The organism is Vibrio sp. 10N.261.54.A5 (genome assembly GCF_041471145.1).
Taxonomy (GTDB): Bacteria; Pseudomonadota; Gammaproteobacteria; order Enterobacterales; family Vibrionaceae; genus Vibrio; species Vibrio crassostreae_C.
The window spans coordinates 15,888-32,720 of sequence record NZ_JBFRNU010000058.1; the positions used below are offsets into that span (position 1 = coordinate 15,888).

Sequence of the window (16,833 nt, forward strand, 5' to 3'; positions counted from 1 at the left end):
CGTTAATGTTACGTAAACGTAGCCAAATCCGCGATTACAAAGCAGAAGCACGACTATTTACTAGCCGTGCTTTTGTTGCGTTTGCGGGGATCATAGTCATGATGTCGATGTTGGTTGTTAACCTGTACAACATTCAGGTCAATCAATACCAAGACTATAAAACTCGTTCTAACGACAACCGTATCAAGGTCGTTCCGATCGCCCCTAACCGTGGTTTGATTTACGATCGCAACGGTATACTTCTTGCCGAAAACCGTCCTGTTTTCAATCTAGAAATCATACCCGAAAAAATTAAAGATATGGATGACACGCTTGCTCGTCTGCAAGCATTAATTGAGATCCCGCCAGAGCGTATCGAGCGCTTTAATCGTGATCGTCATAATTCACGACGCTTTAAATCAGTACCTATTCTTAATCAACTGTCTGAAGAACAAGTTGCCGTCTTCTCTGTAAACCAACACAAATTCCCAGGTGTTGAAGTTACGGGAACTTTGAAGCGTTTCTACCCTTACGGTGATGTGCTCACTCACGTAATAGGCTATGTATCGCGCATCAATGACCGTGATATGCAGCGCTTGATGCGAGAAGAAAAAGACGCCAATTACCAAGCTACACGTGATATCGGTAAGTTGGGTATTGAGCGTTATTACGAAGATATGTTGCACGGTACAGCTGGCTACCAAGAAGTCGAAGTTAACAGTCGTGGACGAGTGATTCGTACCCTCAAATTTGTCCCTTCGGTTCCAGGCAAAGATATCGTACTTAACTTAGATATCAAGCTACAGCTATACGTACATAAGTTACTTGATGGCCGCCGTGGTTCAGCTATCGTTCTCGATCCGAAAGACAATGGCGTGTTAGCCATGGTATCGAGCCCAAGCTACGACCCAAACGCATTCGTGCATGGTATCTCGTCTAAAGGCTATAACGCGCTACTTCAAGACAAAAACCGCCCTTTGGTTAACCGTGCCACGCTAGGGATTTACCCACCAGCATCGACGATCAAACCCTTCATTGCTGTTGCTGCTCTGCAAGAAGGTGTTATTACACCAAACACTACGCGCAATGACCCAGGCTATTGGAAGATACCAAACTCAAAAACGAGACCATTCCGTGACTGGTTGCGTTGGGGACACGGGGTCGTTGATATAGAGAAAGCGATTGAAGAGTCAGTGGATACTTTCTTTTACCAAATTGCTTATGATCTCGGCATTGATCGCATATCCAAATGGATGATGATGTTCGGCTTTGGTGATTATACTGGCATCGATATTTATGAAGAAAGCAAAGCCAATATGCCAACTCGTGATTGGAAGATGGCAAGACACCGTGTGCCTTGGTACCAAGGTGACACCATCCCAGTTGGTATTGGCCAAGGCTACTGGACTGCAACACCCATGCAGATTGCAAAAGCCACATCAGTTTTGGTCAATGAAGGTGAAGTAACCGCACCTCACCTACTTCGTTCAACCATTGATAACGGTCGTCCATTCGATGAACAAATCATGTCGGACATTGAAACTTACCCACCGCTAACCGGGGTTAAGAAGAAGTATTGGGATATCGCTCAGGAAGGTATGAGGCTGGCTAACCACGGTAAGAAAGGTACGGCAAGACGTTCATTCCAGAAAATGTCTTACCAAACCGCTGGTAAATCGGGTACCGCACAGGTATTCGGCTTAAAAGAAGATGAAGAGTACAACGCGGATGAAATCGCAGAGCACTTACGCGATCACGCCCTCTTTACGGGTTACGCGCCTTTTGAAGATCCTGAAGCCGTCGTGACTATCGTTCTAGAGAACGCAGGTGGCGGTTCTTCTAACGGCGGCCCAGTAGTAAGAAGGATTTTAGACCATATTATCCTTGCAGAAGATTATCAAAGTGAGCCAATTAAATAATGAAACTTGATCCTTCAACTGGACGAAATAGAGCCCTATTCGAAAGGCTGCATATCGACCTGCCGCTTTTGCTTGGCATTCTGGTTTTAATGGGCTTTGCCCTGCTGATCATGTACAGCGCAAGCGGACAAAGCCTTGCGATGATGGACCGCCAGGCGATGCGCATGGCTCTGTCTTTAGGTGTGATGATCTTCCTAGCGCAAATCTCACCTCGTACTTATGAAACCTTGGCACCACTGCTATTTGTAGGTGGTGTCATCTTGCTATTGGGCGTGTTGTTCTTTGGTGAAGCCTCTAAAGGCGCCCAGCGTTGGTTAAACTTCGGCTTTGTTCGATTCCAACCGTCAGAGCTATTAAAGCTCGCGGTGCCTTTGATGCTGGCACGATTTATCGGTAAGCGCTCACTTCCACCAACATTCCAAACATTAGCGATCTCGCTAGTGATGGTGTTTGTACCGACGATTCTAATCGCAAAGCAGCCTGACCTAGGTACATCTATCCTTATCGCCGCATCTGGTATCTTCGTGATATTCCTGGCTGGTATCAGTTGGAAAATCATTGCTAGCGCCGCAATCGCATTAGGGGCATTTATCCCAATCCTATGGTTCTTCTTGATGCGTGAATATCAAAAAGTGCGTGTTAGAACCCTTTTTGATCCTGAATCAGATCCATTAGGTGCGGGTTACCACATCATTCAAAGTAAGATTGCGATAGGTTCGGGTGGTATATCAGGAAAAGGTTGGCTGCAAGGCACTCAATCTCAATTAGAATTCATTCCAGAGCGCCACACCGACTTCATTTTTGCGGTCATCGCCGAAGAGTGGGGCATGATTGGTATCTTGTTCTTGCTTGCTATCTACCTGTTTATTATTGGACGTGGCTTAGTGCTTGCGAGCCAAGCTCAAACCGCATTCGGTCGAATGATGGGCGGCAGTATTGTACTGAGCTTCTTCGTTTATATTTTTGTAAACATTGGCATGGTAAGTGGCATTCTACCTGTGGTTGGTGTTCCTCTTCCTTTAGTCAGTTATGGTGGTACTTCAATGGTTACCCTTATGGCTGGTTTTGGTATTTTAATGTCGATCCATACACACAGAAAAGCATTCTCAAAGGCGACCTAATCGATGTCTATTACAACGTTTCCAAAAAAAGCATCCTTGGTTGATGAGCTGCCAATCAAAAAAATAGCCTCTATCTTAGGGCTAGCGATTTTAATCAATGGTTGTTCTTCAAAGCAGCCAACAGGGCGCTACGATATTGATTCAGATATTGCACCAGACGCACCTATCTCAGTAGAGCATCTCGAGGATGCTCACCCTCAGTATGAACCTTATAGTTTAGGTGGTAACACGGATTACACTTTACGTGGCGAAGACTACAAGATCGTAAAGAAGACCGAAGGGTTTACTGAGAAAGGCAAAGCCTCTTGGTACGGTAAGAAATTTCATGGTCACTTAACGTCTAACGGCGAGATCTATGACATGTATTCGATGTCTGCGGCGCACAAAACATTGCCAATTCCAAGCTATGTAAAAGTGACGAATACCGACAATAACAAAACGACGATTGTTCGTATCAATGACCGCGGCCCATTCCATGAAGGCCGAATCATTGACCTTAGTTATGCGGCAGCTTACAAGCTCGATGTGTTGAGAACCGGCACGGCAAATGTTGAGATTGAAGTCATTACTGTGGCTATGCCAACCGACGCAAATAAAAAGGCTGCTTTACCGCAATTTATTATTCAAGTCGCAACATCTCCACATGAAGATAGAACAGAGAAGTTAGCGAAAGATCTAGCCGAAAAGCTAGAAGTAGCAACGTTCTTGCAGCCAAATGATGACAACTACCGTCTGATGATTGGGCCATTTCATGACTATGCTCTGACTCAAGAGAAATTAGAACAAGTTAAGCTAATGGGTTACCCGTCAGCTTATATAAAAAAACACACCCTAACTCGCTAATTAATCTAACAGTTACTTCTGGTAATCAGCGCTCTGGTGTGACAGAGTGATTCTGTTAATATATGAATAGTTCACCAAATAATTGCATTCAAAATGATTAAATCTAATAAACTTGTTAAATCGATTTTTGCTACTTCTGTTGCTCTTTCTGCAACGATAGCTACATCGTCATTCGCCGCTCCTATTGTTGTTCCTGATGCACCTCAAATCGCCGCTAAAGGTTTTGTTCTGATGGATTACCATTCAGGCAAAGTACTAGCAGAGAAAGAGATGAATACTCAGCTTTCTCCAGCAAGTTTAACCAAGATGATGACGAGCTACGTGATCGGCCAAGAGCTCGACCGTGGCAACATCAACCTAAACGACGATGTTGTAATCAGTGAAAATGCTTGGGCTAAAAACTTCCCAGATTCATCTAAGATGTTCGTTGAAGTGGGCACTACGGTTAAAGTTGAAGAATTAAACCGCGGTATCATCATTCAATCAGGTAACGACGCATGTGTTGCTATGGCTGAACACATCGCTGGCTCTGAAGATGCATTCGTTGACCTAATGAACGCTTGGGCAAGCTCTATCGGCATGAAAGACACGCACTTTGCTAACGTGCACGGTCTAGACAACCCGAACCTATACTCAACGCCTTACGATATGGCGCTACTTGGTCAGGCGCTGATTCGCGACGTACCAGACGAGTACCGTATCTACTCAGAGAAGAAATTCACATACAACGGCATCACCCAATACAACCGTAACGGTCTGTTATGGGATAAGAGCATGAACGTTGATGGCATCAAAACGGGCCACACAAGCAATGCAGGTTACAGCCTAGTAAGCTCAGCGACAGAAGGCAAAATGCGCCTAGTGGCTGTAGTTATGGGCACCAAGAATGCGAATGCTCGTAAAACAGAAAGCAAAAAACTGCTTAGCTACGGCTTCCGCTTCTTTGAAACAGTGGCACCACACACAGCCGGTGAAACCTTCGTAGAAGAGAAGATCTGGATGGGTAGCAAGGACACAGTTGCACTGGGTGTCGACGAAGATACTTTCGTAACGCTACCTCGTGGTCAAGCTAAGAACCTGAAGGCAAGCTTCGTTCTTGAGAAAGAGCTAGAAGCGCCAATCAGCAAAGGCGATGTAGTTGGTAAACTATTCTACCAAGTAGACGGTGAAGACGTTGCTGAATACCCACTACTAGCACTTGAGGATGTAGACCAAGGCAGCCTATTCAGCCGTCTATGGGACTACCTAGTTCTTCTGTTCAAGGGTTTATTCTAAACAAGCAAAAGGTTTGTTCTAGGTAAAACCCAAGCTTGTTGTATAGCTAACCTAATGAGTAAGTTCATGATTTACTCATTAGCGAACCAAAAGCCGCCATGTGCGGCTTTTGTTGATCTTGAGTTCGGTGATATTTACACGTAATATTCCGCCTTATTACTCGTGTCTGTTGACCGAACACGCTTTTTATCGACATTTCGCCAATTTGCGAGAGTCTAGCCTTTTGGAGCTAATCATGAACATCAATTCTGATGCAAAACTAAAAGACCTCTTAGAGTTCCCTTGTTCATTCACTTACAAAGTAATGGGCCACGCTAAGCCAGAACTGACTGAGCTAGTACTAGAAGTGATCCAGCGTCATGCTCCTGGTGACTACAGCCCAACGCTAAAACCGAGTGCGAAAGGTAACTACCACTCTGTTTCTATCAATATTACTGCGACTTCAATTGAACAAGTAGAAACTCTTTATAAAGAACTGGGCGAGATCGAAATCGTTCGTATGGTTCTGTAATCTCCGATTACACATGAGAAACAGCGGCTTATTGCCGCTGTTTTTGTTTAAAGCACCCTATCTAGCTCAAATTCATTCAACTTAATTTTCAATAAATACAAAGAAAGTTGAAAAACCTTGCAGTCCGTCTGTAGTTAGAATCATGTTTCGCGTTTATAATGCGTTCACTTTATTAATCCTTGAGGGAGTGCAGCTTTGCAAAATAAGCTAATCGTAAAAAAATTAGGCCGTCAGGATTACGAACCTGTATGGAAAGCCATGCATAAGTTCACAGACGAACGCACGGAAGAAGACGTAGACCAAGTTTGGTTGGTTGAACACAACCCTGTCTTCACTCAAGGACAAGCAGGCAAAGCTGAGCATGTATTAAATGCTGGTGATATCCCTGTAATACAAAGCGATCGCGGTGGCCAAGTGACTTATCACGGCCCAGGCCAATTAGTGGCTTACTTTCTGATTAACATCCGCCGCAAGAAATTCGGAGTACGTGATTTGGTTACTCATATCGAGAACCTCGTAATCAATACTCTGAAAGCTTACAATATAGATTCAGCTGCCCGACCTGACGCTCCTGGTGTTTATGTCGATGGCAAGAAAATCTGTTCACTTGGATTACGTATTCGACGTGGCTGCTCGTTCCACGGGTTAGCACTCAACGTCGATATGGACCTGTCTCCATTCCTACGTATTAACCCATGTGGTTACCAAGGTATGGAAATGGCGCAGGTAAGCCAACTCGGCGGACCAAGTGAACTAGAAAACGTTGAGCAACAGTTAATACAAGAGCTCGTAGAGCTACTCGGCTATGACCAAGTAGACATTCAAGCCACCAGTAACATTACAGCAGAAGCATAAAATCATGAGCAAACCAATCCAAATGGAAAAAGGCGTTAAATATCGTGACGCTGACAAAATGGCATTAATTCCCGTAAAGAATATGCCTGCTGAACAGAAAGAAGTTCTACGTAAGCCTGAATGGATGAAGATTAAACTTCCTTCAGACAGCCATCGTATTCAAGAAATCAAATCAGCAATGCGTAAAAACAACCTGCACTCAGTTTGTGAAGAAGCGTCTTGCCCTAACCTAGCCGAGTGTTTCAACCACGGTACGGCAACGTTTATGATTCTTGGCGCTATCTGTACTCGTCGCTGCCCGTTCTGTGATGTTGCCCATGGTCGTCCTGTTGCTCCTGAAGCTGAAGAGCCGAAGAAACTGGCTAAAACAATTCAAGACATGAAACTGAAGTACGTTGTAATCACTTCAGTTGACCGTGATGACTTGCGTGACGGCGGTGCTCAGCACTTTGCTGACTGTAACCGTGAGATTCGCGAACTCAACCCAAATATTCGTATCGAAACACTGGTTCCAGACTTCCGCGGTCGTATGGACGTTGCGCTTGACCTAATGAAAGACAACCCGCCAGATGTTTTCAACCACAACCTAGAGACAGCGCCACGTCTATACCGTAAAGCGCGTCCAGGTGCGAACTACAAGTGGTCTCTTGATCTACTGAAGAAATTCAAAGAGCAGCACCCTGATATCCCAACAAAATCAGGTGTGATGATGGGTCTTGGCGAGACAAAAGAAGAGATCGTTCAAGTACTGAAAGACCTTCGCGAACATGGTGTGACTATGCTGACACTAGGTCAATACCTAGCACCAAGCCGTCACCACTTACCAGTAGAACGCTACGTGCCGCCTTCTGAGTTCGATGAGCTGAAAGAGATTGCTCTAGAGCTAGGCTTTACTCACGCAGCGTGTGGCCCGTTTGTACGTTCTTCTTACCATGCGGACTTGCAAGCTCAAGGTATGGAAATTAAGTAATCACGATTGCTTAACGAACAATGCAAAGGCGCTGAATATTATGTTCAGCGCCTTTTTTCTATCTTGTTCGTGCCGCTATAGCTTTATATTTCGTGCCACTAAGCTTTATATAAAAACAACAAAGCCACTCTTTATGAGTGGCTTTGTGCTTAATATTTCAAGTTCAGAGGAGGTAATTTCAAAAAGCCCAGATAGGGTTCTGCATTAACCGAAAGATGCCCAGATAACCGTTGCTACCAAAATTGGGCACACAAACTTCACATACATTGGCCAAACCTTACCAAACCAACCAAGTTGAAAATCAGGACTGCCTTGTTCAAGCTCTTTCACTTTTGAAGCTCGGCTCCATACCCAACCACCAAACACACAGAACATCAGTGCAGCGACTGGTTGAAGATACTGAGTTGCAATCATCGCTACCATGCCAAACATCGCAGCAAAGTTGTAAACAATCACCACACTAAACAGCGCGATAGCACCACCAATCACCCAGCTTGTTGGCGTTCGTCTAGTATTGAAACGCTCACTCACTAGCGCAACCGGGCCTTCAAGCATCGAAATCGAAGAAGTCAGTGCAGCAATCGTTAGTAGTAAAAAGAACACAATCGCAAAGATCTGTCCAAGCACACCTAAACTATCAAACATCAACGGCAAAACCGTGAATACTAGAGTGTCAGAGCTTAATAGTGAGCCGTCTTCAGCGTAGATTTGAACGCCTTTTTGCATCGCAACAAACATTGCTGGCATCACCACTAATCCAGCAATAAAAGCGACAGCAGTATCCACCAGAGTTACGTTCATCGCCATTTTTGGTAGGTTCTCTTTCTTGCTTAAGTAAGAGCCATAAACCAACATTGAACAGCCACCAATGGTGAGCGAGAAGAAGCCTTGTCCCATCGCTGCTAGAATCAGCTTTCTATCCCACACTTTCTCAAAGTCTGGAATAAGGTAATGTTTTAGGCCTTCCATCGCGCCAGATTGCGTCATGATGTAAACAAACAATAAGCCAAATAAAACAAACAGCGCAGGCATCAAACGAGTCGACCATTTCTCGATGCCTTGCTTAACACCGCCCTGCACAATCAAGATAGTCAGTACATAGAACACGACGGTACCAAATACGTTGCGCTCAACACTGAAGCCCTTAAACCAATCAGCAATCGCTTCTAGGCCGATAAGATCCGCGACCGCACCAATTAGGAAACAGATCAACCAGCCACCAACAATACTGTAAAACGCCAACACTGCGCTTGGTACACTCAGTCCAACCCAACCGACAAACTCACCGACTTTCTTACCCAAAGGGTTTGTCGTCAAAGATCGCATGCTATCAACTGGGTTTGCTTGGCCGTGACGGCCTATAGCCATCTCAACCACCAACATAGGGAAAGCAACCACGAAGATCATGATCAAATAGACTAAAAGGAAAGCGCCACCACCGTTGCTAGCAACTTGAGTCGGGAAACCCCAAATATTACCCAAGCCAACCGCTGCACCAGCCGCTGCTAAAATAAAACCTAAACGAGAGCTAAAGTACTCTCTTGAAGAGGAAGATTGTTGGTCCATATCGCCCGCATTAAAAATCAGTGAACTAGTTGAGAAGTACAGTAATAAAAAGCAATGATAGGCACAACCAATAAATGAACAATTCTCTGATTTTTACAATCAATGCGCTATTTAGAACAACAAAATTAACAAAAAACCAGTCTTATCGTTCAATTATAAGCAACAAAGCGAAGCAGTAGGCTTAAGAAGGAAATGGATTGAATTGAGATAAATACTCGCCGTGTGGTTCCATTTATACAAACAAAAAGAGCACCGACCGGTGCTCTTACTATTCATCACTAGACTCGAATTAAATTGTGAAGACTTGGTAATCTTTTAAGTTCGGAATGATTTCATGCAGTTCTTGCTCTTGTTCTGCCATCTCATCAAGTGAATCACAGAACTCATTCGCTTCCTCCTGTACTTGTTGAGAGTGTTCTTTCATTCGCTCTTCAACTTTCAGCTTTAATTCAGCCATACTGTCAGCCAGTTCAGTCAGGTTTAGGCCACCGTCTTGTTTCATTTTTTCTGACATCGCATTAAAAGCGCTAGAGATAAATTCTTGGTTAAAGATTTCTTTCGCCTTCTCGAAATCTTCAGACCAACCATTGGCCATCGAATCAAAGCTTTCTGCAGGCAACACTAATTCGCCATCTTTGTAATAACGCGCTTCCAGTTCTGCAAAGTAGGTTTTCATTGATTCTTTTACATTATCAAATGACTCAGGTGAATCCAGGCTAGCCGCGATATCATCAATCACGTCATTGGCTAACGCTAAGCTATCGTTGGCCATTTGTTTCGCTCGAGGTAAGTACTCACTCATGTTTTCGCGATATTTCTCAATCGCCGCTTGTTGGTCGGCATCAAGCTCAACCTTCTCACCATGAATATAGAGGTCGTTGTTATCATCAAAAACGGCCGTATCACCATTCACTTGATGGATTTCGACTTTTTGGTCATCAATTCGTAGTTCATTCTTCAAATCAACTCGACACTGAGCAGCAAACGTTGGCAAGCTCACAACAGCGATAACCGCTGTTAGTGATGCAATTAATACACTGTTTTTCATAAATACATTGTTTTTCATAACATCCTCTCATCAATCTGACAGATTACTATACCCTTGGTATATGCTCCTTTGTCAGAGAAACGTTTTATATCTATTAGTCAGTTAGTTAGTCGATAGAGATAACTTCGTAGCAAAACTGTTTATCTGCGACCTTAAACTCAATCTCATCACCAACTTCTTTACCCATTAGAGCCTGGCCAAAAGGTGCATTTGCCGTCACGATGGCAATCTCATTCTCATTCCACGTGACAGAAAGTCCGCCGACTCTCGGCCCCATAAAAAAGTGTTTATATTGATCATGCTCGTCAATGACCACAACGTAACTGCTCACCGTAACCTTCTCACTATCACGCAACACTAAGTTACGATAACACTGAATATCGTCTTCACACTCTTGTACCCTCACCGCTTGACCATGGGCGAGATACGAAGCTTCTAATGCCAATGTATCGTACTTATGTTCAGGCACTGTCTCTTCATCTGTCGCAGCATCAATAGCGCGTTGAGTAGCAGATTGTGCGATACGTAATCGGGATTCAAGTTGCTCTATGATTATTTGGCGAAGCTCAGACTTATTCATACTATTGGGGTGCTTTTCTATAGGAGCTACAGAATAGAATTAGGTACAATCAGGTGCAAGACATTTGATTCATCAAGCGACGCTATCATGAATGGGCGCCCGCTTTAGCATCAATACGACACTTAATAACTCAGGTAGAACATAAATGATTGAGCAGAAGCTAAAACAAGTATTCGGATTCGACTCACTGCGCAATGGGCAAAAGCAAGTCATTGATAACGTTCTATCTGGTCACTCGACTGCCGCGATATTCCCGACAGGCTCAGGTAAATCGCTGTGCTATCAATTACCAGCATTAGAGTTACCGCACTTAACCTTGGTGATATCGCCACTGTTAGCCTTGATGAAAGACCAACTCGCTTTCCTGCACAGTAAAGGCATTAGCGCAGCGGCAATCGAATCAAGCCAAGACCGACAAACCACACAGCAGGTTATGCAGTCAGTGCGTAACGGTGACACCAAGATCCTCATGATCTCCGTCGAGCGCTTGAAGAACGAACGCTTTCGTCAGTTTATCTCCCAAGTGTCGATCTCACTGCTTGTGGTCGATGAAGCGCACTGTATTTCAGAATGGGGACACAACTTCAGACCCGACTACCTGAAGCTTCCTCAATACCAAAAACAGCTCAACATTCCTCAGGTTCTACTACTGACAGCCACTGCGACTACAGCGGTTATCCAAGATATGAAGTCAAAGTTTGAAATTGATGAGGAGCGCGTTGTGGTTACGGGTTTCTATCGTCAAAATCTCGATCTGTCGATTCAACCTTGTGAACAAACCAGTAAGCTAGAAACCTTGTGCAATGTGGTTAACCAAGCTTCTCTCGCTCCGACTATTGTTTATGTCACCCTTCAACAAACGGCAGAGATGGTGGCTCAGCAGCTTCGCAATGCTGGCGTTAATGCAGTGGCTTACCATGCGGGTCTTAAGCCTGAAAATAGAGATGCTATTCAACACCAATTCATGAATGATGACGTGAGCTGTATCGTCGCAACTATCGCGTTTGGTATGGGCGTGGATAAGTCCAACATTCGCCGAGTGATTCACTTTGACTTACCAAAATCGATCGAAAACTACTCACAAGAGATCGGCAGAGCTGGTCGAGATGGGCAAGCGTCTGAATGTATTTTACTGGCTAACAAACACGGTTTAAGCACACTCGAGAACTTCGTTTTTGGTGATACGCCAGACAACATATCGATCCAAGCGGTATTAAAAGAGATCTACGAAAATCAAAACATTGGCGCTTCTGGCTCGAATCAATGGGAGATCATGCTTAATCAACTATCACGTGAATCCAACATTCGTCAGTTACCGCTAAAAACACTACTGGTGTATCTCGAAATTGAAGGTGTGATTGAGCCCAAGTACAGCTACTTCGCAGACTACAAATTTAAGTTCATTCGTCCGAAACAGCAGATCACAGAGCAATTTCAAAGTGAACGTCGTCAATTTGTCGAAGCGATTTTCCAATGCTCTCCTCAAGCAAGAGTGTGGTGCCAAATCGACTTCGATGCGCTTTGGACACACTTCCAAGCCGATCGTCAGCGCGTAATTGCAGCTATCGATTACTTCAATGAACAAGGTTGGATTGAATTGGAGAGCAAGCAGATCACCGATGTCTACGCGATCCACAATACTTCTGAAGATATGATGCAACTGTCAGAGCGTCTAACTGAGTTGTTTAAAGCAAAAGAAAACAGCGAGATAAACCGCCTTAACCAAATGCTGAATTTCTTTGAGGCAGATACTTGCCTAAGCTCACGCCTTGCGAGTTATTTTGCCGATGATAAAGCACCAACAAACTGCGGTCACTGCTCTGTATGTCGAGGAGAAGTGGCAATCTTACCAACCGTTGATGTTGAACCTATCGATGATGAGACGGTGATGACATGGATACATGAGTTTATTTCGGCTAGCCAACAACTGATTACCGACGAGGCAATTACTCGCTTCTTATGTGGAATAGCCACCCCGCTTTCAACCAAACTCAAAGCCAGTAAAATGGTCGGTTACGGCAAGCTAGAGCAGCAACCGTTCAGTGATACCTTAGCGCGAGTAAAACAACTTCCTAGGTAATTCTTACTTATAAAAAACCGACTAGGCTATGAAGCGTAGTCGGTATTCATCTCACTCATTATCTTTAAAAGAAGCTCAACTGACGCATTTGGTCTTTGGGTTGCAGCATTACACTTAAACCAAGTAGGCGTATCTCTCGCCCTTGTTGTCTTTTCAGTATTTCACTAAGCAGCTCTTTGAAGTGTTCACGATCGAGAGAGGCGTGGATGTGCTCAATCGTGGTTTGTTGAAAATCGGCGAACTTGAGCTTAATGCCCTGCTTGATGATCGCTTTGCTTGGACTAGCCTTTTCTAAGCGAGTCTCGAGTTCAGGAAATAGCTTGTCTTCGATTACCTGCCAACATTCAGCGTAAGTTGAAATATTTTGAGTGAAGGTGCGCTCTACGCCTACCGATTTTCGCTCGCGCTCGATGATAACTTCTCGATCATCAATGCCATGACTGCGCTTCCAGAGTGATGCACCTTGACGGCCAAACTTGAGTAGGAGGTCTCGATAGTCAGACTCTTTAATATCCTTACAAGTAAAGAAACCTGCTTGATGCAGCTTTTCAATGCTCACCTTGCCAACACCGGGAATCTTTTCAAGTGGTAGCTCATCGATCACTGATTGCACGTCTTGTGGAGGGATAACAAACTGACCATTGGGCTTATTCAGATCTGAGGCCACTTTCGCCAAGAATTTAATCGGTGCAATTCCTGCAGAAGCTGTCAGGTTCAGTTCGTTCCAAATATCACGGCGAATAGACTCGGCAATAAGTGTTGCTGAACCGTGACACCGCTTAGAATCGGTGACATCAAGGAAAGCTTCATCCAAGGAAAGTGGTTCAATGATTGATGTGTATCGAGAGAAGATTTCACGGATCTTTTTAGATATCTCGACATAGACCGACATTCTTCCCGGCACAACCAATAGATTAGGACAAAGCTGCAGGGCTTTTCCGGTCGGCATTGCAGAGCGAACACCAAACTTGCGGGCTTCGTAATTACAGGTACTCAAAACACCACGTTGCTTTTCATGCCCACCAACAGCTAACGGGCGATTTCGGTAAGCAGGGTTATCACGCATTTCTACAGCAGCGTAAAAACAATCCATATCAACATGAATTATTTTTCTTACTTTCTCTTCACCCGCACTACACATCTAGGAATCACTCGACCTTACAACTGTATCTATAAACAGTATAATCCAATTATTATCAGATTTAAAACGATCTCGAGTCCAGCTAAAGAGGTTTCTCTTCAATAGCCATGAGCTCTTCTGATACTATTGTTAACGAGTATTTAGTCTATAAGTAGGGATAGCTTTTGAGTGAAAAAATACTAGTGGTAGAGGATAGTCGCGCATTCAGAAACTATCTTTACCAACAATTTAAGAACGATGGCTATGAAGTTGCGTTGGCGGAATCTGTAGAAGAAGCCAAAGCGATCTTAGAGCAAGAAACGGATTTCTTGTGTGCAGTCCTCGACTACTGTTTACCTGACGGCCAAGACGGCGAGATCATTGATCTCGTCTTAGGCTATCAACAGAAAATCATTGTCCTGACCGGGATGTTCGACAATCAACTGCGAGAGCAAGTCCTAGCCAAAGGCGTTATCGATTACATACTTAAAGACAGTATGTCATCAGTAAGCTACCTACTTCCCCTGGTTCAAAGAATTTCGAATAATCGCCATCACAAAGCATTGGTTGTCGATGATTCAGCGGTCGTTCGCCGTTACATAGCTCAACTTCTAGAACACCAATATATCCAAACTATCCAAGCCGAAGATGGCGAACAAGCATTAAAGCTCCTTCATAACGATCCCGATATTACGTTCGTTGTTACAGACCATGATATGCCGAAGAAAGACGGTATAGCGATGATCCGTGAGATACGACGCGATCACGACAGAAACCAGTTGGCTATTCTAGGGTTATCAGGCAGCGATGATCGCACCATGACAGCTCGATTCCTTAAAGCGGGGGCTAACGACTTCCTTTACAAGCCTTTTAACCAAGAAGAATTTTTTTGCCGTATCCATCAACTGCTTGATATGAAAGAAGCGGCCAACGAGCTATTTCGACATGCCAACGAGGATGCTCTTACTGGCTTATGGAACCGTCGTTACCTGTTCAATCAAACATGTAAAGGTTGTGAGCAGCGCAGTATAGCCATGATGGATATCGACTTCTTCAAGAAAGTGAACGACACCTACGGTCACGATGGTGGTGATGCAGTCCTCGTGGAAGTCGGCAAGATCATCAAAGACCATTTTAAAGATGATGTTGCTGTACGCTTCGGTGGCGAAGAGTTTTGTATTCAGTCGTGTGGTTCGTTTGAGAGCTTTGTTGACAACTTAGAGTCCATGAGAGAAGCCATTGAAAGCCATGTTGTTGAGCATGACTCTCAAAGAATCAAGGTCAGTATCAGTATCGGCGTAACCGATTTAGACGCGAAGCTAGATGAGCAGATCAAAGCCGCTGATGAGCTTCTTTATACGGCAAAAGAGCAAGGTAGAAACCAACTAGTGTTTGCGCGTAACAGCATGCAAATCGAACAATAGTCATTCGCCTCTGTTTCCATTTTTGGTATACCAAGATTAATTGCTAGACCTCAAAACTAAAAAAGCTCAAGACGATAATCTTGAGCTTTTCAATTTGAGGGCATAGATAACTCTATCCCCTATGACTGTCACCAATTAAGCGATACGGTCTTTACTCCAAGCCGCTTCTTTTTGTTGACGCTCAGCCAGCTTCTCTTCACGGTAAGCTTCACGTGCTTCACGCTTCTTACGCGCGTCACAAGGTTCAGGGCAGTTACATACTTTATCAATACCAACAGCACCCAAACCGCCACAGCTACCTTTCACAACTTTCTTTTGGATAATGTAGCCAATTGACATCGCTGCGATTACTGCAAGAAAAACACCAAATGTAATCAGAAATGTATTCATAATTATCTCGCTTACCTTATTTACCTAAGTATGGCTTAAATGCTTCAGAAGCAATTTCTTTAAAGCCATCTGCTGTTTTTACCACCATGAACACTGGGATGTTATGTTGGTTTGCGACTTCCATTCCTTTTTCCTCACCTAAGACCATAAGGCCCGTAGATAAGCCGTCTGCAGTCATTGAAGACGGGTTTAAAACAGTCACAGAAACCACTTTATGGTGAAGAGGCTTTCCTGTTTCAGGGTTGATGATGTGTGAGTAACGAACACCATCACGTTCAAAATAGTTACGGTAATCACCAGAGGTTGCGATAGCCATATCACCCGGCTCGATGATCTCTTGGATATTACGCTCATCAACGCTTGGTTTCTCAATCGCGATACGCCAGCCCACGTTCTCACGGTTTAAACCTTTCAGACGAATTTCGCCACCAACTTCAACCATGTAGTTGTGAATACCGATAGAATCAAGGTAGTCAGCGACGACGTCAACACCCCAACCTTTTGCAATCGTGGATAGATCGACATACAGGTTAGGTAGGTCTTTCTTCAACATGTTGCCTTCAACACTAAGATGATGGATACCAATCTTAGCCTTGCGAGCCGCCAGCTCTTCATCTGATGGCACAACTTCAGGACGAGCTTCAGGACCAAAACCCCATAAGTTAACTAACGGACCAACCGTTACATCCAGAGCTCCTTCAGTAAGACCGTTCAAACGAATCGCTTCTTTCACAACCGTCGCTGTTTGCTCAGATACTTCGAACGCATCCGCACCTTTATGCTGGTTGAAACGGCTTAATTCGGAATCTTCACGGTAAGTCGACATCTGGTCGTTTACTTCTTCAAGTAGACGATCGATCTCTGTATGAACTTCATTAGACTCAGGAAATTCATCACCATTGATGTATTTAATATTGTAACTCGTGCCCATCGTTGGGCCACTCAAATGCACTTGCTCTCTTGACTGCTCACAGCCCGCAAGAAAAATCAAAGAAGTTAATGCAACAAGCCAAATTCTCACTTGCTTACTCCTGTCTAATGTTGAGGATTTATATAAGGAAAAATAAGAGTAAAAAATAGGTATTTTGAATGCCTTACTCTTTCTTATATAAGCCAGTATGTTGTCAAAAGCTGTCTTAGAAAAACAAATGG

Annotated in this window: 15 protein-coding genes; 9 read left to right on the plus strand and 6 right to left on the minus strand. The window is 44.1% G+C overall.

The features are described 5' to 3' along the window. The first annotated feature begins 5 nt into the window (after positions 1–5). From mrdA to lipA, 7 genes are all read left to right on the plus strand, one after another. Positions 6–1,898, plus strand: coding sequence for a penicillin-binding protein 2 (gene mrdA / locus AB4329_RS17930; RefSeq protein WP_372138951.1), 1,893 nt, complete (start codon positions 6–8; stop codon positions 1,896–1,898). Beyond that, a complete protein-coding gene (rodA, locus tag AB4329_RS17935; RefSeq protein WP_017062334.1) occupies positions 1,898–3,019 on the plus strand; it encodes a rod shape-determining protein RodA in 1,122 nt (373 codons plus the stop codon). The genes mrdA and rodA overlap by 1 nt, the downstream gene beginning before the upstream one ends. A 3-nt stretch (positions 3,020–3,022) precedes the next feature. Then, on the plus strand, positions 3,023–3,862 hold the full coding sequence (locus AB4329_RS17940) for a septal ring lytic transglycosylase RlpA family protein (protein ID WP_136974115.1): 840 nt from the start codon (positions 3,023–3,025) through the stop codon (positions 3,860–3,862). A gap of 93 nt (positions 3,863–3,955) precedes the next feature. After that, positions 3,956–5,137, plus strand: a complete 1,182-nt coding sequence (locus tag AB4329_RS17945; RefSeq protein ID WP_017068508.1) for a serine hydrolase — start codon at positions 3,956–3,958, stop codon at positions 5,135–5,137. Positions 5,138–5,369: 232 nt separating this feature from the next. Then, positions 5,370–5,648 carry a DUF493 family protein YbeD gene (ybeD, locus tag AB4329_RS17950; protein WP_026084358.1) on the plus strand — a complete coding sequence of 93 codons (279 nt, stop codon included), beginning with the start codon at positions 5,370–5,372 and terminating at the stop codon, positions 5,646–5,648. 195 nt (positions 5,649–5,843) lie between these two features. Next, the gene (gene lipB / locus AB4329_RS17955; protein WP_004737632.1) at positions 5,844–6,503 is read left to right on the plus strand and encodes a lipoyl(octanoyl) transferase LipB; all 660 of its coding nucleotides are present in this window, start codon (positions 5,844–5,846) and stop codon (positions 6,501–6,503) included. Between the two features lie 4 nt (positions 6,504–6,507). Then, positions 6,508–7,473: a lipoyl synthase gene (lipA, locus tag AB4329_RS17960; RefSeq protein ID WP_017064177.1), complete on the plus strand. Its 966-nt coding sequence runs from the start codon at positions 6,508–6,510 to the stop codon at positions 7,471–7,473. A gap of 204 nt (positions 7,474–7,677) precedes the next feature. On the opposite strand, the gene AB4329_RS17965 is transcribed toward lipA, so the two are convergent. The 3 genes from AB4329_RS17965 to AB4329_RS17975 all read right to left on the minus strand — a co-directional run bounded on the left by AB4329_RS17965 (position 7,678) and on the right by AB4329_RS17975 (position 10,667). Continuing rightward, the gene (locus AB4329_RS17965) at positions 7,678–9,039 is read right to left on the minus strand and encodes a sodium-dependent transporter (protein ID WP_372138953.1); all 1,362 of its coding nucleotides are present in this window, start codon (positions 9,037–9,039) and stop codon (positions 7,678–7,680) included. Positions 9,040–9,328: 289 nt separating this feature from the next. Beyond that, entirely contained in the window at positions 9,329–10,105 is a 777-nt protein-coding gene (locus tag AB4329_RS17970; protein WP_137001977.1) for a YggN family protein, read from the minus strand. A gap of 88 nt (positions 10,106–10,193) precedes the next feature. Further along, entirely contained in the window at positions 10,194–10,667 is a 474-nt protein-coding gene (locus AB4329_RS17975; RefSeq protein WP_017059917.1) for a GreA/GreB family elongation factor, read from the minus strand. A gap of 145 nt (positions 10,668–10,812) precedes the next feature. Between AB4329_RS17975 and AB4329_RS17980 the strand changes: the two genes are divergently transcribed. Next, positions 10,813–12,747, plus strand: a complete 1,935-nt coding sequence (locus AB4329_RS17980; RefSeq protein WP_372138954.1) for an ATP-dependent DNA helicase RecQ — start codon at positions 10,813–10,815, stop codon at positions 12,745–12,747. Between the two features lie 64 nt (positions 12,748–12,811). Here AB4329_RS17980 and dinB read toward each other — a convergent pair whose 3' ends face one another. Then, positions 12,812–13,888: a DNA polymerase IV gene (gene dinB, locus AB4329_RS17985; protein ID WP_017071277.1), complete on the minus strand. Its 1,077-nt coding sequence runs from the start codon at positions 13,886–13,888 to the stop codon at positions 12,812–12,814. A 164-nt stretch (positions 13,889–14,052) separates the two neighbouring features. Between dinB and AB4329_RS17990 the strand changes: the two genes are divergently transcribed. Further along, the gene (locus AB4329_RS17990) at positions 14,053–15,291 is read left to right on the plus strand and encodes a response regulator (protein WP_102333772.1); all 1,239 of its coding nucleotides are present in this window, start codon (positions 14,053–14,055) and stop codon (positions 15,289–15,291) included. 135 nt (positions 15,292–15,426) lie between these two features. Here AB4329_RS17990 and nqrM read toward each other — a convergent pair whose 3' ends face one another. Both nqrM and AB4329_RS18000 read right to left on the minus strand, forming a co-directional pair. Next, a complete protein-coding gene (nqrM, locus tag AB4329_RS17995; RefSeq protein WP_009848378.1) occupies positions 15,427–15,681 on the minus strand; it encodes a (Na+)-NQR maturation NqrM in 255 nt (84 codons plus the stop codon). A gap of 16 nt (positions 15,682–15,697) precedes the next feature. Further along, positions 15,698–16,702 (minus strand): FAD:protein FMN transferase, encoded by a 1,005-nt coding sequence (locus tag AB4329_RS18000; protein ID WP_017059913.1) that lies wholly within the window; start codon positions 16,700–16,702, stop codon positions 15,698–15,700. Positions 16,703–16,833 lie beyond the last annotated feature (131 nt).

Bases quoted from the DNA above. Each gene is read 5' to 3' on its own strand.
- mrdA (WP_372138951.1), top strand. From the start codon at position 6: ATGTTACGTAAACGTAGCCAAATCCGCGATTACAAAGCAGAAGCACGA.
- rodA (WP_017062334.1), top strand. From the start codon at position 1,898: ATGAAACTTGATCCTTCAACTGGACGAAATAGAGCCCTATTCGAAAGG.
- AB4329_RS17940 (WP_136974115.1), top strand. From the start codon at position 3,023: ATGTCTATTACAACGTTTCCAAAAAAAGCATCCTTGGTTGATGAGCTG.
- AB4329_RS17945 (WP_017068508.1), top strand. From the start codon at position 3,956: ATGATTAAATCTAATAAACTTGTTAAATCGATTTTTGCTACTTCTGTT.
- lipA (WP_017064177.1), top strand. From the start codon at position 6,508: ATGAGCAAACCAATCCAAATGGAAAAAGGCGTTAAATATCGTGACGCT.
- AB4329_RS17965 (WP_372138953.1), bottom strand. From the start codon at position 9,039: ATGGACCAACAATCTTCCTCTTCAAGAGAGTACTTTAGCTCTCGTTTA.
- AB4329_RS17970 (WP_137001977.1), bottom strand. From the start codon at position 10,105: ATGAAAAACAATGTATTTATGAAAAACAGTGTATTAATTGCATCACTA.
- AB4329_RS17975 (WP_017059917.1), bottom strand. From the start codon at position 10,667: ATGAATAAGTCTGAGCTTCGCCAAATAATCATAGAGCAACTTGAATCC.
- AB4329_RS17980 (WP_372138954.1), top strand. From the start codon at position 10,813: ATGATTGAGCAGAAGCTAAAACAAGTATTCGGATTCGACTCACTGCGC.
- dinB (WP_017071277.1), bottom strand. From the start codon at position 13,888: ATGTGTAGTGCGGGTGAAGAGAAAGTAAGAAAAATAATTCATGTTGAT.
- nqrM (WP_009848378.1), bottom strand. From the start codon at position 15,681: ATGAATACATTTCTGATTACATTTGGTGTTTTTCTTGCAGTAATCGCA.